Below are 20,156 nucleotides of genomic sequence, written 5' to 3' on the forward strand. Positions count from 1 at the left end.
ATTAATCTCTTTGAGCTTTTACTCTTTTCTCAATTAATAGGGCACCAAAAGGTAGAAGTGAAAATACAAAAAGTTGAAACATAAAACCTTTATTCCAGTTCTTATTAATTTTTGTTTGAAATAAAGAAAGCATAAAAAATATAAATAAAATTCCGTGAACCATTCCAAAAATTTTTACAGGGTAAGGATTCTCACCTATGTATTTGATTGGCATGGCTATAAAAATAAGTAGTAAAAAAGAGATTCCTTCTATTGCAGAGATAATTCTAAATCTATTTACTGAGTCATTAAACATAATATTCCTCGATTTTTTTTGATATTATAGTTAGAAAAAATTATATTTAGATTATATAAATAATAAAAATTTTCTTTTTATAAAATTATAATTTTATTTTGTGGATTTATTGTAGATATGATGTTTATTGGTTGTTTTAATTGATTTCTGAAAATTCATCAAAATTTTCAATAAAAATTTTTACTAAATTTGGGTCAAACTGGGTTCCACTATTTTTAATAATGTACTCTTTTGCTTTCTCTTTTTCCCAAGCCTCTTTGTAACATCTTTTATTTGTAAGAGCATCAAATACATCTGCAAGGGCTGTAATTCTCCCATGAAGAGTGATTTCCTCACCCTTTATTCCCCTTGGATAACCTGTTCCATCCCATCTTTCATGGTGTTCATAGGCAACGTGTGCGGCCATATCCAAAGTACTTTTTTTTGTATCTTTTAAAAAGTTGTATCCTATCTCAGAGTGCTTTTTCATCTCTTCATACTCTTCATTGGTTAATTTCCCTGGTTTAAGTAAGATTGCGTCAGAAATTCCTATTTTACCCACATCATGCATAGGTGAAACAGTCTTTAGTGTTTGTGCATACTCCTCAGTCATTCCTACTTTTAGTGCTAAAAGATATGAGATTTTAGCTACTCTTTTAATATGATAAGGATCATCTATATATCTTTTCTCTATAATTTCACCAAGTATTTCAATTAGTTTATTTTGAGTATTAAGCATCTCTTCTTTAAGTAAAATTATCTTTTTACTTTGTTTTTCATTTAACTCTTCCCTTTGAATTAAAGAGACTCTCATCTTTTCAAATTTATTTGCAAGTTCTCCCATCTCATCATTTGATTCAAGATAAATCTCTTTTGTAAAATCACCAAGTGCAATTTGTTTTGTGACACTAGATAAGTAATCAATAGAACTAGTAATCTTTTTTACAAGATAGTAGAGAAAAATTATAATTATAATAAAAGTAAATATACTAAAAGAAAATATTGTATTTTTATAAAGATTCATAAGCTCTATTATGTTTTTTCTTGTGTAATAGATATCTAAAGTACCTATATTTTCATTTTTGTATTTTAAATTGATGCTACTTATGATTAGATTCTCTTCATTTTTTTCTTTTTTATCTAAAGTTATATTTATATTATTACTAAAATCATGTAGTTTAATTTTTACAATCTCTGTATCCCTATAAAGGGAGTCTAAAAGTAGAGTTAACACCTCTTTATTAAACTCATATAAGAGTGCAGAGACAGACTCTTTGTAAAGCTTTTTATTATCTTCTATCTTTAGATTTAACTCTTTTTCTAAACTCTCTTTTTTTATTGAAATAATAAAATATGAGTATATTGAAAAAGATACAATTGTTGTTAGAAATAGAATTACAAATATTTTTGTAAAGAGCTTCATCTATAATTCTCCAACTTAATATTATATTTTTCATAACTACTGTCAAAGTTTCTGATATAAGGGTTAGTTAACCTATATATCTTCATATTTTTCATATTTATAATTGACATGTTTTTTTTAAACTCTATATTAAAAAGTCTATTAAATGAACCATCATCAAAGGCCATTTTTAAACCCTCTTCTATTCTTTTGATTGCAGCTTTATTTGATTTGTGAGTAAAAAAAAACTTTGGAAGGGGATAATAGATGAGAAAACTCTTTTCATATCTTAGATTCATCTCTTTATTCCTTTCTAACTGTTTTTTTACTTGTAAAATCCCTTGTAAGTAGATATCAATTCTATTTTTAGCTAACATTAGGCAAGTGCTTTCATTATTTGGGCATGATATTACATTAAAGTTATGAAATTTTAGAATATCAATATCTAACCAACCAACACCTTGTCCTATTATTAAGTTTTTTATTTTTTCTAGAGTATCATATTTTTCTGGATGATTTTCAAGATTTGGAGAAATAAATGCAATTCTATATCCATAACTTCCCCTTTGAGTAGGAACATTTGCATATATAAGGTTGCCTAATAGTAAATCATCTGAAGCAGAAGCATTTAAAATAAAGTTTTTTATTTTATTCTCTTTTGCAGTATAAATTGCTCTTTTTTTATTCATTTTCTCTGAAGGAATTAACTCATATTCTCCATAAAGGGGTATTGTTTTATCCAAAGCAAGTTTTAAAAGTTTGTAATCATAATTTTTATATTTATGTAAAACAGTATCCTCTTTATTTTCATTATTGTTATATACAAAGATAGTTTTTGAATATAGTTTCTGGGAATTAACAAATAAAAGAGAAAAATAGAATAAAATAACTAATTTTACCATCATATACTCGCTATTTATGTTATAAAATAATTATACACTCTTTTGATTTATTTTTTATAATTTATTATTGAAAATATAATTTTTTGATGATCTCTATTTGTTTATTTTGTAAGTAGTTAAATTTGAATTCACACTCTTTTAAATAGTAGAAAAAATTATCTTCTGTAATACCTTTGTATTTTTTTAGGTTCTCTTCTAAATATTTCCAAAAAACACTAAGTGGTGTGGAATAGGCATATTGAGAGTAAATTTTATGCCACTTTAGGTAGTTTTCAAAGCTTTTATTATCTTCTCCTCTGTCATAACGTCTTAGTTTTGGCATTAAAAGTGTAAATACTTTTCTATTTGAATAGAATCCTATAATATTAACTGCTTCATATAAAGAGCGTTTTTTATCTCTTTTTTGTCTATTTGTAAAGTAATAATACTCTTCATAGGAACTATTATCTAATATAGAACTATAGTGTTGCTCTTCTAAATAGTATGCAACAAGTTTCCTAAAAAGCATATATCTATTTTGTACTGTTCTATAGTTTAGTTTGAGTCTGTTAGCACAACTATTGGCATTGATATTATTACAAAAAAATTCAATTACTCTTAAATCTGTATCTATTTTTCTAGGTGAGAATTTTCTTTTGCAAACACTACATTTTTTATTCTCATCTCTTAAATGATAGATTCTTTTGCTATTACAGTATGGGCAAATCATTTTTTTAGAATAGGCTTTGCAAAATCTATAACTTTTAGAGCAATAAAACCTATTATTACTCCAAAAAGAATCTCAACTATAAAAAATAGAAAAGAGGAAAAATTTCCAAAATTACTATTTATAAACTCTTCCAAAAAAGTTAATGCATGGGTTTGATGGGCAACAATACTTCCTCCAACTGCAAGCATTGCAACAGTACCAATAATTGAGATGATTTTTATAATAACTGGCATTGATGAAACAAGAGAGTTGCCTATTTTTTTCATCAATAAAGATTTTTTTTCTTGGAGGTAAAAACCTATATCATCAAGTTTTATTATAAGTGCAACAATTCCATAAACAGCAATTGTAGTTAAAATACCAACTATAATTAAAACAGTTAATTTAACAGAAAATTCCGATTGAGAGAGAATACTAAGTGCTATTACAATAATCTCAAAAGAGAGAATAAAGTCTGTTTTAATTGCACTCTTTACCTTTTGTGCTTCAAACTCTTGACTACTTAGTTTTGAAGTTTGTTTCTCCTCTTTTATCTCTTCTTTATGATTATGAAGTTTTTCTAAAACAGTTTCAACTCCCTCATAGGCTAAATAGATACCTCCTAAAATAAGAGCTGGAGCTATTAACCAAGGAGCAAAAAAGTTTAATATAAGAACTATTGGAATAATTATAAATTTATTTTTTAAACTTCCAAGTGCAATTTTATAAACAATAGGAAGTTCTCTTTTTGCAGCATTCTTTTGTGCTACTTTTATGGCTTTATCTCTTATCTTTTCAAGTTCACTTAAAAGCTCTTTTTTACTCTTCTCTTCAAGGTTCTCAATATTGTTTTTAAACTCTTTTATATTTGAAGCTTTTTCAAGCTCTTTTTTTAAAATATCAGAAGTAGTTTCACTTGTAAAACTTGATATTGCAGCTAAGTCATCTATTAATAATCCAGAAGATTTTGAACTTGCTAATTTAGTATATGTAGCAATATCATCAAAAAGAACTCCCATGTCATCAAATGTTGTAGCCAAACTTTTTGAAGTTGTTGCCATTGATTTTCCAGCTAATGAGCTTATATCATCTGCTAAAATTGAGAGATATCCCAATATACCTGACATTATCTATCCTTGTCTATTTTGTTACCCTTAGGGTTTCTTAGTCCAAATAATACATAAGAGTACCATAATATTAGTTTAATTTTAGTTTACATAGACTAGACTGTGAAAAAATGAACAAATATTCATAAAGGATAAAATATGTGTAAAGATTGCGGATGTAGTATAACTGACCACCACCATCATCACGACCATGACCATGACCATGAACACGATCATGACCACTCTCACGAACACCATCATCATGGAGATTCATCATCTCATCAAGCAGCCCATGAAACTCTTCATCATAATCCACAACTAAATGATAGTAAAACTATCTCTGTTATTCAAAAGATTTTAGATAAGAATGACCATGAGGCAGCTCATAATAGAGCACACTTCAATGAGCATAAAGTATTAGGAATAAATCTAATGAGTAGTCCAGGAAGTGGGAAAACAACACTACTTGAACATTTAGCAGATATTGCAGATTTTAAATATGCTGTTGTTGAAGGTGATCTAGAGACAAATAAAGATGCAGATAGACTTGTTAAAAAAGGTATAAAAGCTGTACAAATCCAAACAGGAAGTGCATGTCACTTGGATGCATTTATGGTACATAAAGGACTTCACGATGTGAAGTTAGAGGATATTGATGTATGTTTTGTTGAAAATGTAGGAAATCTAGTATGTCCAGCTTCATATGATGTGGGGACACACTTAAATATTGTTTTAGTTTCAGTTCCAGAAGGGGAAGATAAAATAGCAAAATATCCAGTAATGTTTAGAGCTGCTGATTTAATACTTTTTACTAAAACTGACCTTCTTCCATATTTTGAATATGATTTAGAAAAAGAGAAAGAGGTTGCTAGAAAACTAAAACCAAATGTGGATATTTTAGAGGTATCAACAAAAGATAAAGAATCACTGCAAGCAGTAGTTGATTGGATAAACTATAAAAGAAAATTTAGATAAAAAAGTGTAAGTAATTACATTTAAAAATGAACATTTTTTAGGAGAAAATAGTATGTGTTTATCAATACCATCAAAAATTACAAGTATAGATGAAAAGAATAATATTGCAACAGTTGATACAATGGGAGTTGAAAGACAAGCTAGTTTAGACTTAATTGACCAAGAGGTAAAAGTAGGGGATTATGTCCTTATACATATTGGTTTTGCAATGAATAAAATTGATGAAGAGGATGCTTTAGCCTCTTTGGAAGTATATCGTGAGATTATAGAGAAGATGGAAGAGGATGACAGGCGTCAAGCAATCTTAGAGGATGATGCTTGTGCTAATAGGGCGTAGAGATGTCTGAATTAAAACTAAAAGATTTATATGATGGTTTTAGAGATCCAAAAGCTATAAAAGCCTTAAAAAAATTAATAGATGAAGAGTCTTTAAAACTTCCAAGAAAAATAAATGTAATGGAAGTTTGTGGAGGACATACCCACACTATTATGAAGTATGGATTAAATCAGCTTATGCCAAAAAATATTGAGTTTATTCATGGTCCAGGTTGTCCAGTTTGTGTAATGCCAAAAGAGAGAATTGACCATGCTTATATTTTAAGTTTGCAAGATGATGTGATTTTAGTAACTTTAGGGGATATGATAAAAGTTCCAGGAAGTAATGGAAGTTTGCAAGATGCTAGAAGTAAAGGAGCAGATGTAAGATTTGTTTATTCTCCTCTTGATACAATTAAAATTGCTTTGGAGAATCCAACTAAAAAGATTATATTTTTTGCAATTGGTTTTGAGACAACAACACCAATGACAGCAGCACTACTTGAACATGTAACAAAAAACAAAATAGAGAATATTCTTTTTCATATAAATCATATAACTGTTCCAGAACCTATGAGAGTTTTACTTGAAAGCGATGATTGCAAAATTGATGCTTTTATAGGTCCATCTCATGTTAGCGTAATTACAGGTTCAAAAATCTATGAAGAGTTTGTAAAGAATTATAATAAGCCAGTTGTTGTTGCAGGGTTTGAGCCAGTTGATGTAATGCAATCAATTTTAGCTTTGACAAAACAGTTCAATGAACAAAGATGTGAGTTAGAGATAGAGTACAGTAGAGCTGTATCTTATGATGGTAATTTAGCAGCACAAAGATTAAATGATAAATATTTCACAAGAGCAACACACTTTAGATGGAGAGGTTTGGGAGATATTCCTGATTCTGCTTTAAGACTAAAAGATGAGTACTCTTATCTTGATGCCGAAATTATATATAAAGATATCTTGCCAAATAAGAAGATAGATGATCATAAACTTTGTATTTGTGGAGATATTATGAGAGGAGTTGCTAAACCAAATGATTGCAAAGTTTTTGGAACAGCTTGTAAACCTAGCTCTCCACTTGGTTCTTGTATGGTTAGCTCTGAGGGCGCTTGTAGCGCATATTATAAATATGGGAATTTACTATAGATGAAAAAACTATTTATTATTAAAGCGGGAACTACTTTTAAAAATACAGTTTCAAACTATGGCGATTTTGAAGATTGGGTTATAGAAAAATTAGATAATGAAAATCTTGATATAAAAATTATAGATGTACAAGCTAAAGAGGCACTTCCTCCTTTGGAAGATTGCGCAGGAGTTATTATAACAGGTTCTCATTCAATGGTTACAGATGAAGAGCCTTGGAGTGTAGAGTTAGAAAAATGGATCCCCTCTTTAGTTGAAAATGAGATTGCACTTTTGGGTATTTGTTATGGACATCAATTAATGGCAAAAGCCTTAGGTGGAGTAAGTTCTTATCATAAAGATGGAATGGAGATTGGAACTGTAGAAATAGAGTTAGAAGAGAAAGCAAAAGAGGATAGCCTTTTTAATAATTTGCCTAAAAATTTTAAAGCTCATACCATACACTCTCAAACAGCTTTAACTCTTCCAAAAAATGCAATAAGACTAGCTTTCAATAAACATGATTCAAACCATGCTTTTAGAGTTGGTAAAAATGCTTGGGGTGTTCAATTTCATCCAGAATATAGTAAAAATGTTATGAATTCATATATAAAAGAGGTATCAAAAGCAAAAGTGCTTCCAACAGAGAAACTACTTAAAGAGACAGAAGAGACACCAAATGCAAATCTTATTCTAAAAAGATTTGGAGAACTTGTAGCAAAAGAGGTTAATAATGACTAATATAACACTAGCCCATGGAAATGGTGGACAAGAGAATAATGAATTAATTACAAAAATATTTTATAAAGCTTTTAAAAATGAGATATTAGCAAAAAGTGAAGATGCTGCTGTTATAGAAGATGGAACACTTGCTTTTTCAACTGACTCTTTTACAGTAAGCCCAATAGAGTTTCCAGGAGCAAATATTGGAAAACTTGCTGTTTGTGGAACTTGTAATGATTTAGCAATGATGGGAGCACAACCAAAATATCTTACTTGTTCAGTTATTATTGAAGAGGGTTTTGAAGTTGAGGTTTTAAAAAGAATAGTTGATAGTATGGAAAAAGAGTTAGCTTTAAATGGTGCTATAGTTGTAAGTGGCGATACAAAAGTAGTTCCAAAAGGAAGTGTTGATAAGATTTTTATTAATACAACAGGAATAGGGCAGATACAACAAAAAGGAATCTCTTCAAATAGTATCCAAGAGGGTGACACAATAATTGTTTCAAACTCAATTGGAAAACATGGAGCTACAATTTTTGCAGCCAGAGAGGGAATTGATTTCTCTACAAATCTTAAATCAGATTGTGCTTCACTTTGGCAAGTTGTTAAAAAACTTATTGAATCTGGAATTCAAATAAGAGCATTAAGAGATGCAACAAGAGGTGGCGTTAGTGCTGTTTTAAATGAGTGGGCTAAACAATCAGATATCTGTGTAGAAATTGAAGAGGAGAAAATTCCAGTTTGCGATGAGGTAAAAGGAGTTTGTGAACTTTTAGGTTTTGAAGCTTTAAGTTTGGCAAATGAAGGAACTTTTGTAATGGCAATCTCAAAAGAGCAAGAAGAAAAAGCTATTGAGGTATTAAAAGAAATGGAAATCTCAAGTGAAGCAAGTATTATTGGAACAGTAACTTCTAAACACAAAGGTAAAGTTATACTAAATACAGCTTGGGGAACTCAAAGATTTATTGATTTGCCAACAGGCGAACTATTACCAAGAATTTGTTAAAAGAATACAGTCCCTTTAAAAATGGGACATTTTACAAAGGTTTAACTCGTTAAACCCTTTAGAGAAAGAGAAGAATAAGGTCCCTTTTAAAATGGGACATTTTAAAAGGACATATAGATGCATGAATACAGTATCGTTCAATCACTTCTAGATAGTTGTGAGGAGCATGCAAAAAATAATGACTCAACAAAGGTTACCAAAGTGGTAGTAAAAATTGGAGTTTTATCTGGAGTTGAACCAAATTTACTTCAAACAGCTTTTGATACCTTCAAAGAAAAAACAGTTTGTGAAAATGCAGAGTTTATAATAAATCATCAAAAAATAGTTGTCCATTGCCATTCCTGTGGGGAAGAGTCTACATTAGAGAAACATGAGTTCGCTTGTCCAAAGTGTGAATCAACCCACTTAAAAGTGATTGATGGGGAGGAGATGTTTCTAATGAGTCTAGAAATGGAGTAACCACTTAAAAGCCTTACTTTAAGTTTATTTTTATAATTTATCTATAATTTATACAACATTTATAAAAACTTTTTGAAACTTTATGCTAATATCTTTGGATAAAATTTACAAGGAGTGCATATGAAAAAAATAATTAGTTTAGCTGTTGCTTCAACTTTAACTTGCGGTATCACATTTGCAAAAGAGATTAAAGTTGGGGCAGTTATGCCAATGTCTGGACCTATAGCGCAATATGGTCAAGTATGTTATTTAGGTTTAGAGTTGGCAAATAAGCTTCAACCAACACTTAAAAATGGTGATACAATTAAGATTGTATTAGCTGATAACAAAGGTGATAAAGTTGAAACTGCAACAGCTACAACTAGACTTATCTCTTCTGATAATGTTGTTGCTATTTTAGGAGCACTAACTTCTACAAATACAGCTCAAACAATTGCTATTGCTGAAAAGAAAAAAGTCCCAGTTATTGCATCAGTTGCTACAAATGATAAATTAACTGCAAAAAGAGAGTATGCAAATAGAGTTTGTTTTACTGACTCATTCCAAGGTGAAGTTGTTGCAAACTATGCAATTTCTCAAGGTTATAAAACAGCAGTTGTTGTAGTTGACCAAGCTCAAGTTTACTCACTTGGACTTGCAAAAGCTTTTGAACATGCATTTAAAGCTAAAGGTGGAAAAATCTTAGAAAAAATTAAAGTAACATCAGGGGACAAAGATTTTAAAGCTGTTGTTTCTCAAATTAAACAACTAAATCCAGATTTTATGTTCTTACCTTTATATCACCCAGAAGCATCTATGATTGCTAGACAATCTAAACAACTTGGAGTAAACAAACCAATGTTTAGTGGAGATGGTGTTGCAAACCAAACATTTATTGATTTAGGTGGTGATGCAGTTGAAGGTTATATGTTTACTGACTTCTTTGACTATACAAATCCTCCATCAAAAACTTCAGCTGATTTTGTTGCATTCCATGAAAAAGAAACAGGTAAAAAAGAGGTTAATTCTTTTACAGCTCTTGGAGCAGATACTTATAATATCTTAATTGATGCTATGAATAGATGTGAAGATCCAACTGATTCAGTTTGTATTAACCAAAAAATCAAAGAGACTAAAAACTTTGATGGTGTTTCAGGTATGATCTCAATTGATAAAGAGGGTAACTCTACAAGATCTGCCGTTATCAAAGAGGTTAAAGACGGAAAAATGGTTTATAAAGCAACTGTTAACCCGTAATTACAGTTTTTTGTGTTGAAGTCTAGCAATATTTATTGCTAGACTTTTTTTTTGTCATAAAAAAGATAAAATGGTTTGTTTTTTTTATTATAAATATTTTTGGAGTATAGATGGATGTATTAACGTTTTTTCAACAGATGGTTAATGGTTTCTCCCTAGGATCAATGTATGCCTTAATAGCAATTGGATATACAATGGTTTATGGAGTTTTAAGGCTTATAAATTTTGCCCATGGGGATATTATGATGGTTGGAGCCTTTTTAGGTTACACTTTTATGGAGGTTTTTCAATTACCTTTTACCTTGAGTATATTATTAGCAGTTGTAGTTTCATCACTGCTTGGAATCTTTATGGATAAAATTGCTTATAAACCATTAAGAGAAGCACCAAAAATTTCCCTTCTTATAACGGCAATTGGTATTTCATTCTTTCTAGAAAACGCTTTTACAGTATTTGCAGGTGGAGTTCCTAGAGCTTTTCCAGTTCCTTCATACATGGAAAATGTAATAAATGTTGCAAATATCACTTTTTCAGTATCATCAATAACTGTTCCTCTTGTTACTTTAGTTTTACTTCTTGGTATTCTTTATGTTTTATATAAAACTAAATATGGTATGGCTATTAGAGCTTTGTCTTTTGATATTAAAACAGTAAATTTAATGGGAATAGATGCAAACTTAATTATCTCAATTGTATTTGCATTGGGTTCAGCCTTAGCTGCTGTTGGTGGACTTTTTTGGGCAATAAATTATCCTTCTGTTGAACCTATGATGGGAGTTTTAGTTGGTCTTAAAGCTTTTGCTGCAGCTGTTGTTGGTGGAATTGGTTCAGTAACAGGAGCTGTTATTGGAGGATTTATTATTGGATTTACAGAAGTAGTTGTAATTGCATTTTTCCCAGAACTTGGTGGATACAAAGATGCCTTTGCATTTGTATTTTTGATTTTAGTATTACTTTTTAAACCAACAGGTATTATGGGTGAAGATTTAGAAAAGAGTAGGTTTTAATCATGGTAGAGAATCAAATATTTACAAAACATAGACTAATAAATTTATTTATTATAGTTCTTGCAATTTGGTTTACATGGTTTGCCCAAAATTTCTTTGATGAGTATACAGTTAGAGTTATAAACAATGTTGCAATTTTTATTATCTTAGCAGTTTCATATAATTTGATTAATGGTGTAACTGGGCAGTTTTCACTAGAGCCAAATGGGTTTGTTGCAATTGGAGCTTATGTTACAGCTATTTTAACAGTTGATGCGGAGGGTATGCTTTATCAATATGATATAGAAGAGCCTGCACAGTGGATACTTGCCCTTCAAACAGATTTCTTTTGGGCACTTCTTATTGCTGGAGCTTTTTCTGCTCTTTTAGCTCTATCTTTATCTTTTCCTGTATTTAGAGTAAGGGGAGATTATCTTGCAATTGTTACTCTTGGATTTGGATTTATTATTAGAATTTTAGCTATTAACTCACCTTCTATTACAAATGGTTCTTTGGGAATTAATGATATTCCAGAGTATTCAAACCTGTATTGGACAGGTGGTTTTGCCATTTTTGCTGTATTAGCCATCTTAAATATTATCTACTCAAAATATGGAAGAGCCATGAAAGCAGTTAGAGATGATGAAGATGCTGCTATTGCAATGGGTGTAAATACTTTTAAAATCAAAACTTTGGCTTTTACAACTTCAGCTTTTTTTGAAGGAATTGGTGGAGGATTATTAGCTGCACTTTTAACTTCTATTTCACCAGATCTATTTACTTTCTTCTTAACTTTCCAACTTCTAATTATTATAGTTTTAGGTGGTCTAGGAAGTACAACAGGCGCAATTTTAGGAACTATCTTTGTTATGGCAGGTTTAGAGTGGATGAGATTCTTAGATGAACCAATGAATATTTTTGGTTTCCAAACAGAAGGAACTCCAGGAATGAGAATGGTTGTATTCTCTTTAATTCTAATTATTGTAATGCTTTTTGCAAGGGAAGGGTTAATGGGTAAAAAAGAGTTAAAAGACCTATTTAAAAAGAAAAAGGTGAATAAATGATTTTAGAGGTATGTAATATAACAAAAAATTTTGGTGGAGTTACAGCAATAAAAGATACCTCTTTTCATGTCAATTCAAAAGAGATATATGGTTTAATTGGTCCTAATGGTGCTGGTAAAACAACCATGTTTAACATTATTACTGGTAATTATGAACCAACAGAAGGGATGATTAAATTTCATGGACAAAGAATTGATGGTATAAAACCATATAAAATTGTTCATAGAGGAATTGCAAGAACTTTCCAAAATATTAGACTATTTAGTTCTATGAGTGTATTAGAGAATATTCTAATAGGGTTTGATTATCAAGCTGAGTATAGCTATTTTGAGACGATTTTTAGGCTTCCTAGATTTTTTAAAGAGGAGAGAAGAATTAAAAAAAGAGCCTATGAAATTATGGAAGTTTTGGGAATCTCTGAATATGCAGATGAAAAAGCAACTTCACTTTCATATGGGAGTCAGCGAAAAGTTGAAATAGCAAGAGCTCTTGCTGCTTCTCCTCAACTTCTGCTTTTAGATGAACCAGCTGCTGGTATGAATCCCCATGAAACAGATGAACTGGCAAATCTTTTTTTCAAAATAAGAGATGAATTTGATGTAACAATTTTATTAATTGAACACGATATGAAGTTTGTAAATAAACTTTGTGATAGGGTAATGGTTTTAGATTATGGTAAAACTATATTTGAGGGTGATATTAAAGATGCAATTAAAGATGAAGAGGTAATAAAAGCTTATTTAGGAGATTTCAAACATGCTTAAGGTAAAAAATTTAGAAGTATTTTATGGAATTATCAAAGCTGTTCGAGGTGTAGATTTTAATGTAAAAGCAGGACAAATCGTATCTTTAATTGGTTCAAATGGAGCAGGGAAAACTTCAACACTACAATCAATTGTAAATGATGTAAAGAAAAAAGGTGAAATACTTTTTAATGATGTTGATATTTCAAACCATAAAACCCATAAAATTGTAAAAGAGGGGATCTCTTTAGTTCCTGAAGGAAGAAGAGTTTTTCAAAATTTGACAATTGAAGAGAATCTTAGAATGGGTGCTTTTAATAATGATGATATTTATGAAGAGTATCAAGAGAGAATGTTTAAACTTTTCCCTAGGCTAATTGATAAAAAAGGGCAACTTGGCGGAACAATGAGTGGAGGGGAACAACAGATGCTTGCAATAGCAAGAGCTTTAATGTGTAATCCAAAACTATTAATGCTTGATGAACCTTCATTAGGGCTTGCTCCTAAAATAGTTGGAGAGCTTTTTGAGATTATTACAAGACTTAAAGAGAATGGTATTACTATTCTTTTAGTAGAGCAAAATGCCTTTGCTGCATTAGAGATCTCTGATTATGCTTATGTAATGGAAAATGGGAAAATAGCACTAGAAGATAAGGCTTCAAACTTAATTAGTTCTGATGAAATCAGAAAAAAATATTTAGGTGGATAACCACTTAAATATTGTATACTTACATTTATAAACGATTAACTTTTTTATATTAGAATAATAAATCATAGAAAATTTATAGGAATGAAATGCTTTTAATGAAACTTGAAGCGAAAGAGAAATTCTCTTTCTTGCAACTTGCACACTATTTGGCTCGAATAGATAATGATTATGGTGAAAAAGAGCAAGAGATTATTTTGGAATATTGTGCAGAAATGGGTATAGACAACGATAATGATTTTGATATTAATGAGTTTTCTTTAGAAGATACATTAAAAGATTTTAAATCAATAAAAAGCAAAAAAATTGTAATTTTAGAACTTATGATACTAATTCATGCCGATGATAGATTTGATTTAAAAGAGAGAGCGTTAATCTCTAAAATAAATGATACTTTTAAGTTAGAACCAGATAGTTTGGAGTTTTGTTCACAATGGGGAAAAGGCGTTGCCGCACTCTATTCTCAAGGTAAACTTTTTATAAATCAAGTATAGTGTTTTTTGGTTAAACAATTTTTCTAGGTTTATTTAGATAAAATATTGTTCATGGAAATCATTAATAAATTAAATACAAAAATTGATAAGTTAATATATGAATATGAACTCTTGAAAAAAGAGAATGAAAACTTGCGTCAAGACTTAGATATTTTAAAAAATAAGAATGATGAATTAGAGAGAAACAATCAAGATATGCTACTTAGAATTGATAGTACTTTAACTTTTGTTGAGGCTAAACATATTGGAAAATAAACTAACTTTTCATATAAATAATATGGCATATACAATTGTTGTGGATGAAACTCTTTCTCACGAATTAACTAAATTTTTAGATGTAAATAAGAGTATGGATACCAGAGATTTACTTGCTGCTTATATAAGAATAGCTCAGGAATTTGCGTCATTTAAAAATGAATTAGAAGAGATTTCTGAAAAAATCCCAAAACTATAATCTATGAAGAAAACGTTTTCTCTTTTAGAAACTATTTTGGTCATAGTAATTATTTCAATTTTAATTGCCTATTTTATACCAAAGGCAAAAAAGTCTCTTAACTTTGCAAATAGTTCTCAAATAAAATCAGAACTTGCACTTATTAGAAATGGAATTTTAAAAAAAATAACTAAAAATAGACTTCTAGGAGAAGATATAACTTTTAACTTAGATGAAGAGAGTGTTCAAGCTCAAAACTCAAAACTTTTTTCTAATATTTTAGACTTTCCCCTTTTGTCTACAAACCTATCAAAAAAAGAGATAGGAAGATGGATAAAGATATCTAAAAATAGATATAGAATCTATTTCTCACAAGAAGGTTTTTTGGATTATTCTTATAGAAATGGTGTTTTTAAATGTCTAAGTGATAAAGAGTTATGTGAGAAGTATGAATGAATTATTATGAAGTAGCAATTTTAAAATCTCCCCAAGAAAATTTAACTTATCAAAGTCTAGATGAAATTGAAAATGGGACAAAAGTTTTAATCTCTTTACGAAATAGAAAAAATCTAATTGAAGCTGTTGTGGTAAAAAAAGTTGAAGAGCCAACTTTTAAGTGTAGTGATATTGGTGAAATAACTTCTTTTTTTTATAGCACAGAGATGTTAGAAATAGCTACTTTTATCTCTCAATATTATGTTTGTTCTTTTGGTGAAGCAATCTCTTTATACACTCCTTTTAACAAAGAGATAAAGATAAATGAAGAACAACAACTCTTTGATTCAAAAATAGTTTTATCAAATGAACAAGAGAAAGCTTTTGAGTTCTATTTACAAAAAAAGCAGTTTTTACTTTTTGCAAATACTGGAAGTGGAAAAACAGAGATATATATAAAAGCTATTGAAAAAGTTTTAAATGAAAAAGCGAATGCAATTTTACTTATGCCAGAGATATCACTAACTCCCCAAATGGAAAATAGACTTGAAAAAGTTTTTGGAAACAGCGTTGCCATTTGGCATTCAAAAGTTAGTAAAAAGCGAAAAGAGCAGGTTTTAGAAGGTATTTACACTGGAAATATAAAAGTGGTTGCAGGAGCTAGATCAGCTCTATTTTTACCCTTTAAAAATCTTCAACTAATTGTTGTGGATGAAGAGCATGATGAATCATATAAAAGTGATAGTAAACCAAGATATAATGCAAAAGACTTATCTATTTATATTGCAAAAAAATATAACTTAAATCTCATTCTAGGAAGTGCCACTGCTTCTATAGGCTCTTTTCATAAACTACCTTTTATTAGATTAAAAAAGACCTATTTTGATACAAGTAAAAGAGTATATTTTGATAACTCTTCACAGGAATTATCTGTAGCTATAATTGAAAAAATCTCTACAACATTAAGTAGAGGAAATCAAGTAATTGTTTTTTTACCTACTAGGGCAAATTTTAAATATCAAATCTGTACAAGTTGTGGAAAATCTGTTGAGTGTCCTTATTGTTCTGTTTCTATGAGTTTGCATAAAAATGATTTGGCTTTGAAGTGTCACTATTGTGGATATACTCAAAAAATACCTGATTCTTGTCCATCTTGTGGGAATGGAATAATTCATAACTTAAGAGTTGGAACAGCAGAGGTTGAAGAGAGATTAAAAGAGCTTTTCCCTCAAAAAATTGTTAAAAGATTTGATAGGGATGAGATAAAAACAGATAATAAATTAAAAAGTGTTTTAAACGAGTTTAATAGCAATAAAATTGATATTTTAGTTGGAACTCAAATGCTCTCTAAAGGTCATGATTATCACAATGTAAAACTTGCAGTTGTTTTGGGAATCGATTCAGTACTTAATATGAACTCTTACAAATCAAGAGAGAGAGCTTTGTCTTTACTAATTCAAATAGCAGGAAGAAGTGGAAGAAAAGGTGAAGGGGAAGTGATAGTTCAGACTCAAAATGAAGAGTTCTTTGATTATTATATTAATAACAGTGATTATGAGGAGTTTTTAAAGAGCGAGTTGGAGTTTAGGGAAGGTTTATATCCCCCTTATCTAAAAATGGCAAAGATTATTTTTGCCCATGCAAATGGCTTAAAAGTAAAAGATGAACTTGATAGATATGTAAAACTTCTAAAACAAAATGGCAATATTGAGGTTGTTGGTTTTGGTCAAAGTCCTATTTTTAAACTTGCAAACAAATATAGATATGAGATAATTATTCGTTCTTCAAATATAAAAGAGCTTTTAAAAGTATTACACTCAATTAAGTCAACCATGGTAACAATTGATATGGATACAAACTTCTAGTAAATATCTGCTTTATCATCTTTTATGACAAATTTATGTATAATCCACAAAATTTTATAAGGAAAAGTTATGGCATTTACTAAAGACGATTTTAAAGCTAAAATTGAAAATATTCAATCGCAACCTTGGTACAAAGAGCCTTTAGGGTTTGGTATTGCAAGAGTTGACAGAGGACAATTAAACAAAGATAAAATCTTACAAGCTACATATCCTGTAGTAAACTGGAAAGAGAACTTTGGATCAGCTGCTGTATTTTTAAATGCATTAAAAGAGGCAGAAGTTGAAGTTGATACTTCAAAATCTGAGTTTGTATGTAGTATAAGTGATAAATTCTTAACTTCTTGTATTGAGACTTTTAGACCATATATTCCTGAAGCAAAAGGACAAGAACATAAAAATGTTCAGGTAGTTTCAAAACTAGCTTCACTTCCAATTGATTCTGGATTTACAGCAGATGATTATAAAATAGTGTTTATTTTTGAAGATGCTGCTGTTGAGTCAGTTGAGACAGCATATATGAAACTTTATGCACTATCATCTGGAAAAGCTGCTCTTAGATCATTAAATCTAAATGGTATTTTTGGAACACTTCCAAACTGTGCTTGGGTTGGGAATCAACCTATTGAGCTTGAATGGTTAAGGGAAAATGAGATTACATTAAAACTAACTGGTAAATATCCAGAAATTACAATGGTAGATAAATTCCCAAGATTCTTATCTCATATAATTCCAGCTGATAACACAAGAATCTTAGAGACAAGTAAAGTTAGATTTGGTGCACAATTAGCTGCTGGTACAACTGTTATGCCTGGTGCTGCTTATGTTAACTTTAATGCAGGAACAGAGGGTGCAGTTATGGTTGAAGGAAGAATTTCATCTTCAGCTAAAGTTGGAGCAGGTTCAGATGTTGGAGGAGGAGCTTCAATTCTTGGAGTTCTATCTGGAACTGACGGTGTTCCTGTTACTATTGGTGAAAATACACTTCTTGGTGCAAACTCTTGTACAGGTACAACAATTGGAGATGGATGTATTTTAGATGCTGGTGTAACAATTTTACCTGGTACTAAAATCTCACTATCTGAAAAAGCAGTTGCAGCACTTAAAGAGATAAATCCTGGGAAAGAGATAACTACAGTTATGAAAGGTTCTGATTTCCAAGATATAAATGGAGTTCATTTTAGAGTTAACTCTACAAATGGTCAAACTATTGCTATGAGAAGTACTAGAGAAATCAAATTAAACGCTGATTTACACTAAAAACTTTTGATAATAAATAAAAAAGGGGATAAGATTTAACTTATCCCCTTTTTTTATGCTCTTATTTTTTAGAAGAGTTCTACACTTGTTACATGCTCTTCTCTAAATCTCACTACCTTATCTCTTCCATTATTTTTAGCTTCATATAGAGCCATATCTGCATTTTTAATAATAGTATCAAAACTACTTGAGTCTTTAGGAAACATAGATAATCCAATACTTATAGTCTTTTTAAGTTTATTACCTGCGTAAACACTAATCTCATTCTCTCTTACTCTTTGTGCTATTTTATTTGCAACACTTAGAGCATTCTCCTCAGATTTAATATTTACAAGTAAAACAATAAACTCTTCTCCACCATATCTAACTACAATATCTGATTCTCTTACTGTATCCTCTAAAATCACTGCTAACTCTTTTAAAACTTTGTCTCCAATATCATGTCCATACTCATCATTTACAGCTTTAAAATGGTCCATATCTAACATTAAGACACCAATATCTAAATTCTCTCTTCTTATTTGAGGAATAAGTTTTTTAGAGTGTTCATCTAGGAATTTTCTATTATATAATCCTGTTAAACCATCTTTAAATGCTGATTCTTTAAGAGCATTCATTAGAAGTTTAACTTCCAAAACAGGAGCAGATTCACTTAAATAACTCTTTATAAAAGTAACTCTCTCTTTTAAATGGTTTAACTCTTCAATAGTATCGCAAGTGATATGGATAATCAAAGTTACATCTTTAGAGATATCAAGATTAATACAGTAGTAATATTTGTCACTATCATAATATTGACAGCTGTTATGGTATTTAATAGAAACTACATCATTTTTTATTCTTGCACATCTGCAAAATTCAGGAGTAGTTTTTATAACTTTTTCACAATAAAGTGAGTTACCCTTTTCAACAACTTTTCTTGTCTTATTTTTCTTATTATCAATCTCTACAAAAGTAAAGTTTTTAAGATGAAATCTATTTATTAGTATCTGTTTTAGTCTATTATAAATCTCATCAATTGTACTATCTAACTCTATTTGTTTTTTGAATTGATAAAGATTTGAAAGGTTATCAACAATCTCTCTAGACTCTTTTAAAGGATTTCTTATCATTGTTGAAGTTTTATATCCTGTATAAACTTGAAGCTTTTTATCAATATCAGATGTTGTATCTTTAAAAATTTGAAGTAGATTATTGTACTCATCTGTTAGGCTAATTATATCTGTTGATAAACCTTTAGGAGCAGCAATTTTTTCAAAACTACCATTTGTTGCTTTTGAAATATTTATTTTAAAGATTTCATAAAGTCTAAAATATGGCATTATATATTTTTTGTTATAAAGTAAAAAGAAAATAATTGTTACCAAAAGAAAAAGTGATACAACATAAATTGACTCAATTCCAATCTCTTTTAGAGTACTAATATCAAGAACTAATGATATAGTTCCCAATGTTGTTCCTTGAGCTACATTGTGACATTTTAGACAATCTATACCTTTTTCTGCAACAGCATTATAAGGAATTGTAACCCTTACAATTGTTCTAGCCAATGACTCTTCAAGCTCATAATACATTTTCCCTGTTTCTAAAACATCTTCATCTATTTTATCTTTTGCTCTATCTCTTGTATGTCCAAACTGTTTATTTACTATATCACTTCTTGAAATCCATAGTTTATCCACATTTTTCATATTTGAGATTGATTGTATAAAAGTATCTACTTGGTGCATATTATTATTTACCATATATGAAGTTAGACCACTTTTTACAGTCTCTGAGATTGTTATTGCATTATGAATTGCAGATTTAATTCCTGCATTTCTTAAATTATAAAGACTTAATGCCGTAATAGAGATTGCCAAGGCAATAACTATTAAAACAGAATTGATAACTATATTACGACTCATTAATAACCTTTTAAAAAAACAGATAATTCTATATAAAAAACTCTTAATTTAT

The 20,156-nt window shown here is 29.7% G+C and carries 23 protein-coding genes; 17 read left to right on the plus strand and 6 right to left on the minus strand.

Translation table 11 applies throughout. From position 1 onward, the window contains the following. Position 1 precedes the first annotated feature (1 nt). The 5 genes from AEBR_RS05735 to AEBR_RS05755 all read right to left on the minus strand — a co-directional run bounded on the left by AEBR_RS05735 (position 2) and on the right by AEBR_RS05755 (position 4,393). Entirely contained in the window at positions 2-295 is a 294-nt protein-coding gene (locus AEBR_RS05735) for a DUF3817 domain-containing protein (RefSeq protein ID WP_129087316.1), read from the minus strand. Positions 296-431: 136 nt separating this feature from the next. Continuing rightward, the gene (locus AEBR_RS05740; RefSeq protein WP_129087317.1) at positions 432-1,697 is read right to left on the minus strand and encodes an HD domain-containing phosphohydrolase; all 1,266 of its coding nucleotides are present in this window, start codon (positions 1,695-1,697) and stop codon (positions 432-434) included. Continuing rightward, on the minus strand, positions 1,694-2,581 hold the full coding sequence (locus AEBR_RS05745; protein ID WP_129087318.1) for a hypothetical protein: 888 nt from the start codon (positions 2,579-2,581) through the stop codon (positions 1,694-1,696). Before AEBR_RS05745 ends, AEBR_RS05740 begins: the two co-directional genes overlap by 4 nt. 61 nt (positions 2,582-2,642) lie before the next feature. Next, positions 2,643-3,287, minus strand: coding sequence for a hypothetical protein (locus AEBR_RS05750; protein ID WP_129087319.1), 645 nt, complete (start codon positions 3,285-3,287; stop codon positions 2,643-2,645). Next, positions 3,284-4,393, minus strand: coding sequence for a DUF808 family protein (locus AEBR_RS05755; protein WP_129087320.1), 1,110 nt, complete (start codon positions 4,391-4,393; stop codon positions 3,284-3,286). The genes AEBR_RS05750 and AEBR_RS05755 overlap by 4 nt, the downstream gene beginning before the upstream one ends. A gap of 138 nt (positions 4,394-4,531) precedes the next feature. On the opposite strand from AEBR_RS05755, the gene hypB reads away from it, so the two are divergent. The 17 genes from hypB to AEBR_RS05840 all read left to right on the plus strand — a co-directional run bounded on the left by hypB (position 4,532) and on the right by AEBR_RS05840 (position 18,197). After that, positions 4,532-5,347 carry a hydrogenase nickel incorporation protein HypB gene (hypB, locus tag AEBR_RS05760; RefSeq protein ID WP_129087321.1) on the plus strand — a complete coding sequence of 272 codons (816 nt, stop codon included), beginning with the start codon at positions 4,532-4,534 and terminating at the stop codon, positions 5,345-5,347. A gap of 52 nt (positions 5,348-5,399) precedes the next feature. Beyond that, positions 5,400-5,684, plus strand: a complete 285-nt coding sequence (locus AEBR_RS05765; RefSeq protein ID WP_129087322.1) for a HypC/HybG/HupF family hydrogenase formation chaperone — start codon at positions 5,400-5,402, stop codon at positions 5,682-5,684. Positions 5,685-5,686: 2 nt separating this feature from the next. After that, positions 5,687-6,811 carry a hydrogenase formation protein HypD gene (hypD, locus tag AEBR_RS05770; protein WP_129087323.1) on the plus strand — a complete coding sequence of 375 codons (1,125 nt, stop codon included), beginning with the start codon at positions 5,687-5,689 and terminating at the stop codon, positions 6,809-6,811. Continuing rightward, positions 6,812-7,531, plus strand: coding sequence for a glutamine amidotransferase (locus tag AEBR_RS05775; protein ID WP_129087324.1), 720 nt, complete (start codon positions 6,812-6,814; stop codon positions 7,529-7,531). Further along, positions 7,521-8,519, plus strand: a complete 999-nt coding sequence (gene hypE, locus AEBR_RS05780) for a hydrogenase expression/formation protein HypE (protein WP_129087325.1) — start codon at positions 7,521-7,523, stop codon at positions 8,517-8,519. Before AEBR_RS05775 ends, hypE begins: the two co-directional genes overlap by 11 nt. A 117-nt stretch (positions 8,520-8,636) precedes the next feature. After that, positions 8,637-8,978, plus strand: a complete 342-nt coding sequence (gene hypA / locus AEBR_RS05785; RefSeq protein WP_128980894.1) for a hydrogenase/urease nickel incorporation protein HypA — start codon at positions 8,637-8,639, stop codon at positions 8,976-8,978. A gap of 120 nt (positions 8,979-9,098) precedes the next feature. Continuing rightward, complete coding sequence (locus AEBR_RS05790; RefSeq protein ID WP_129087326.1) at positions 9,099-10,214, plus strand: ABC transporter substrate-binding protein; 1,116 nt, start codon at positions 9,099-9,101, stop codon at positions 10,212-10,214. Between the two features lie 110 nt (positions 10,215-10,324). Continuing rightward, positions 10,325-11,221 (plus strand): branched-chain amino acid ABC transporter permease, encoded by an 897-nt coding sequence (locus tag AEBR_RS05795; protein ID WP_129087327.1) that lies wholly within the window; start codon positions 10,325-10,327, stop codon positions 11,219-11,221. Positions 11,222-11,223: 2 nt separating this feature from the next. After that, on the plus strand, positions 11,224-12,264 hold the full coding sequence (locus AEBR_RS05800) for a branched-chain amino acid ABC transporter permease (RefSeq protein ID WP_129087328.1): 1,041 nt from the start codon (positions 11,224-11,226) through the stop codon (positions 12,262-12,264). Then, on the plus strand, positions 12,261-13,028 hold the full coding sequence (locus AEBR_RS05805) for an ABC transporter ATP-binding protein (protein WP_129087329.1): 768 nt from the start codon (positions 12,261-12,263) through the stop codon (positions 13,026-13,028). Before AEBR_RS05800 ends, AEBR_RS05805 begins: the two co-directional genes overlap by 4 nt. After that, positions 13,021-13,716 (plus strand): ABC transporter ATP-binding protein, encoded by a 696-nt coding sequence (locus AEBR_RS05810; protein ID WP_128980904.1) that lies wholly within the window; start codon positions 13,021-13,023, stop codon positions 13,714-13,716. Before AEBR_RS05805 ends, AEBR_RS05810 begins: the two co-directional genes overlap by 8 nt. Before the next feature lie 86 nt (positions 13,717-13,802). Continuing rightward, positions 13,803-14,207, plus strand: coding sequence for a TerB family tellurite resistance protein (locus AEBR_RS05815; RefSeq protein WP_128980906.1), 405 nt, complete (start codon positions 13,803-13,805; stop codon positions 14,205-14,207). A 51-nt stretch (positions 14,208-14,258) separates the two neighbouring features. Next, positions 14,259-14,462 carry a cell division protein ZapB gene (locus AEBR_RS05820; RefSeq protein ID WP_129087330.1) on the plus strand — a complete coding sequence of 68 codons (204 nt, stop codon included), beginning with the start codon at positions 14,259-14,261 and terminating at the stop codon, positions 14,460-14,462. Continuing rightward, positions 14,452-14,661 (plus strand): hypothetical protein, encoded by a 210-nt coding sequence (locus AEBR_RS05825; protein WP_128980910.1) that lies wholly within the window; start codon positions 14,452-14,454, stop codon positions 14,659-14,661. Before AEBR_RS05820 ends, AEBR_RS05825 begins: the two co-directional genes overlap by 11 nt. A 3-nt stretch (positions 14,662-14,664) precedes the next feature. Then, the gene (locus AEBR_RS05830; protein ID WP_129087331.1) at positions 14,665-15,096 is read left to right on the plus strand and encodes a hypothetical protein; all 432 of its coding nucleotides are present in this window, start codon (positions 14,665-14,667) and stop codon (positions 15,094-15,096) included. Beyond that, positions 15,093-16,940 (plus strand): primosomal protein N', encoded by a 1,848-nt coding sequence (locus AEBR_RS05835; RefSeq protein WP_129087332.1) that lies wholly within the window; start codon positions 15,093-15,095, stop codon positions 16,938-16,940. The genes AEBR_RS05830 and AEBR_RS05835 overlap by 4 nt, the downstream gene beginning before the upstream one ends. Before the next feature lie 69 nt (positions 16,941-17,009). After that, a complete protein-coding gene (locus AEBR_RS05840; protein ID WP_129087333.1) occupies positions 17,010-18,197 on the plus strand; it encodes a tetrahydrodipicolinate N-succinyltransferase N-terminal domain-containing protein in 1,188 nt (395 codons plus the stop codon). Positions 18,198-18,265: 68 nt separating this feature from the next. On the opposite strand, the gene AEBR_RS05845 is transcribed toward AEBR_RS05840, so the two are convergent. Further along, complete coding sequence (locus AEBR_RS05845; protein ID WP_129087334.1) at positions 18,266-20,104, minus strand: GGDEF domain-containing protein; 1,839 nt, start codon at positions 20,102-20,104, stop codon at positions 18,266-18,268. Positions 20,105-20,156 lie beyond the last annotated feature (52 nt).

Source organism: Halarcobacter ebronensis (assembly GCF_013201825.1).
In the GTDB taxonomy this organism is placed as follows: Bacteria; Campylobacterota; Campylobacteria; order Campylobacterales; family Arcobacteraceae; genus Halarcobacter; species Halarcobacter ebronensis.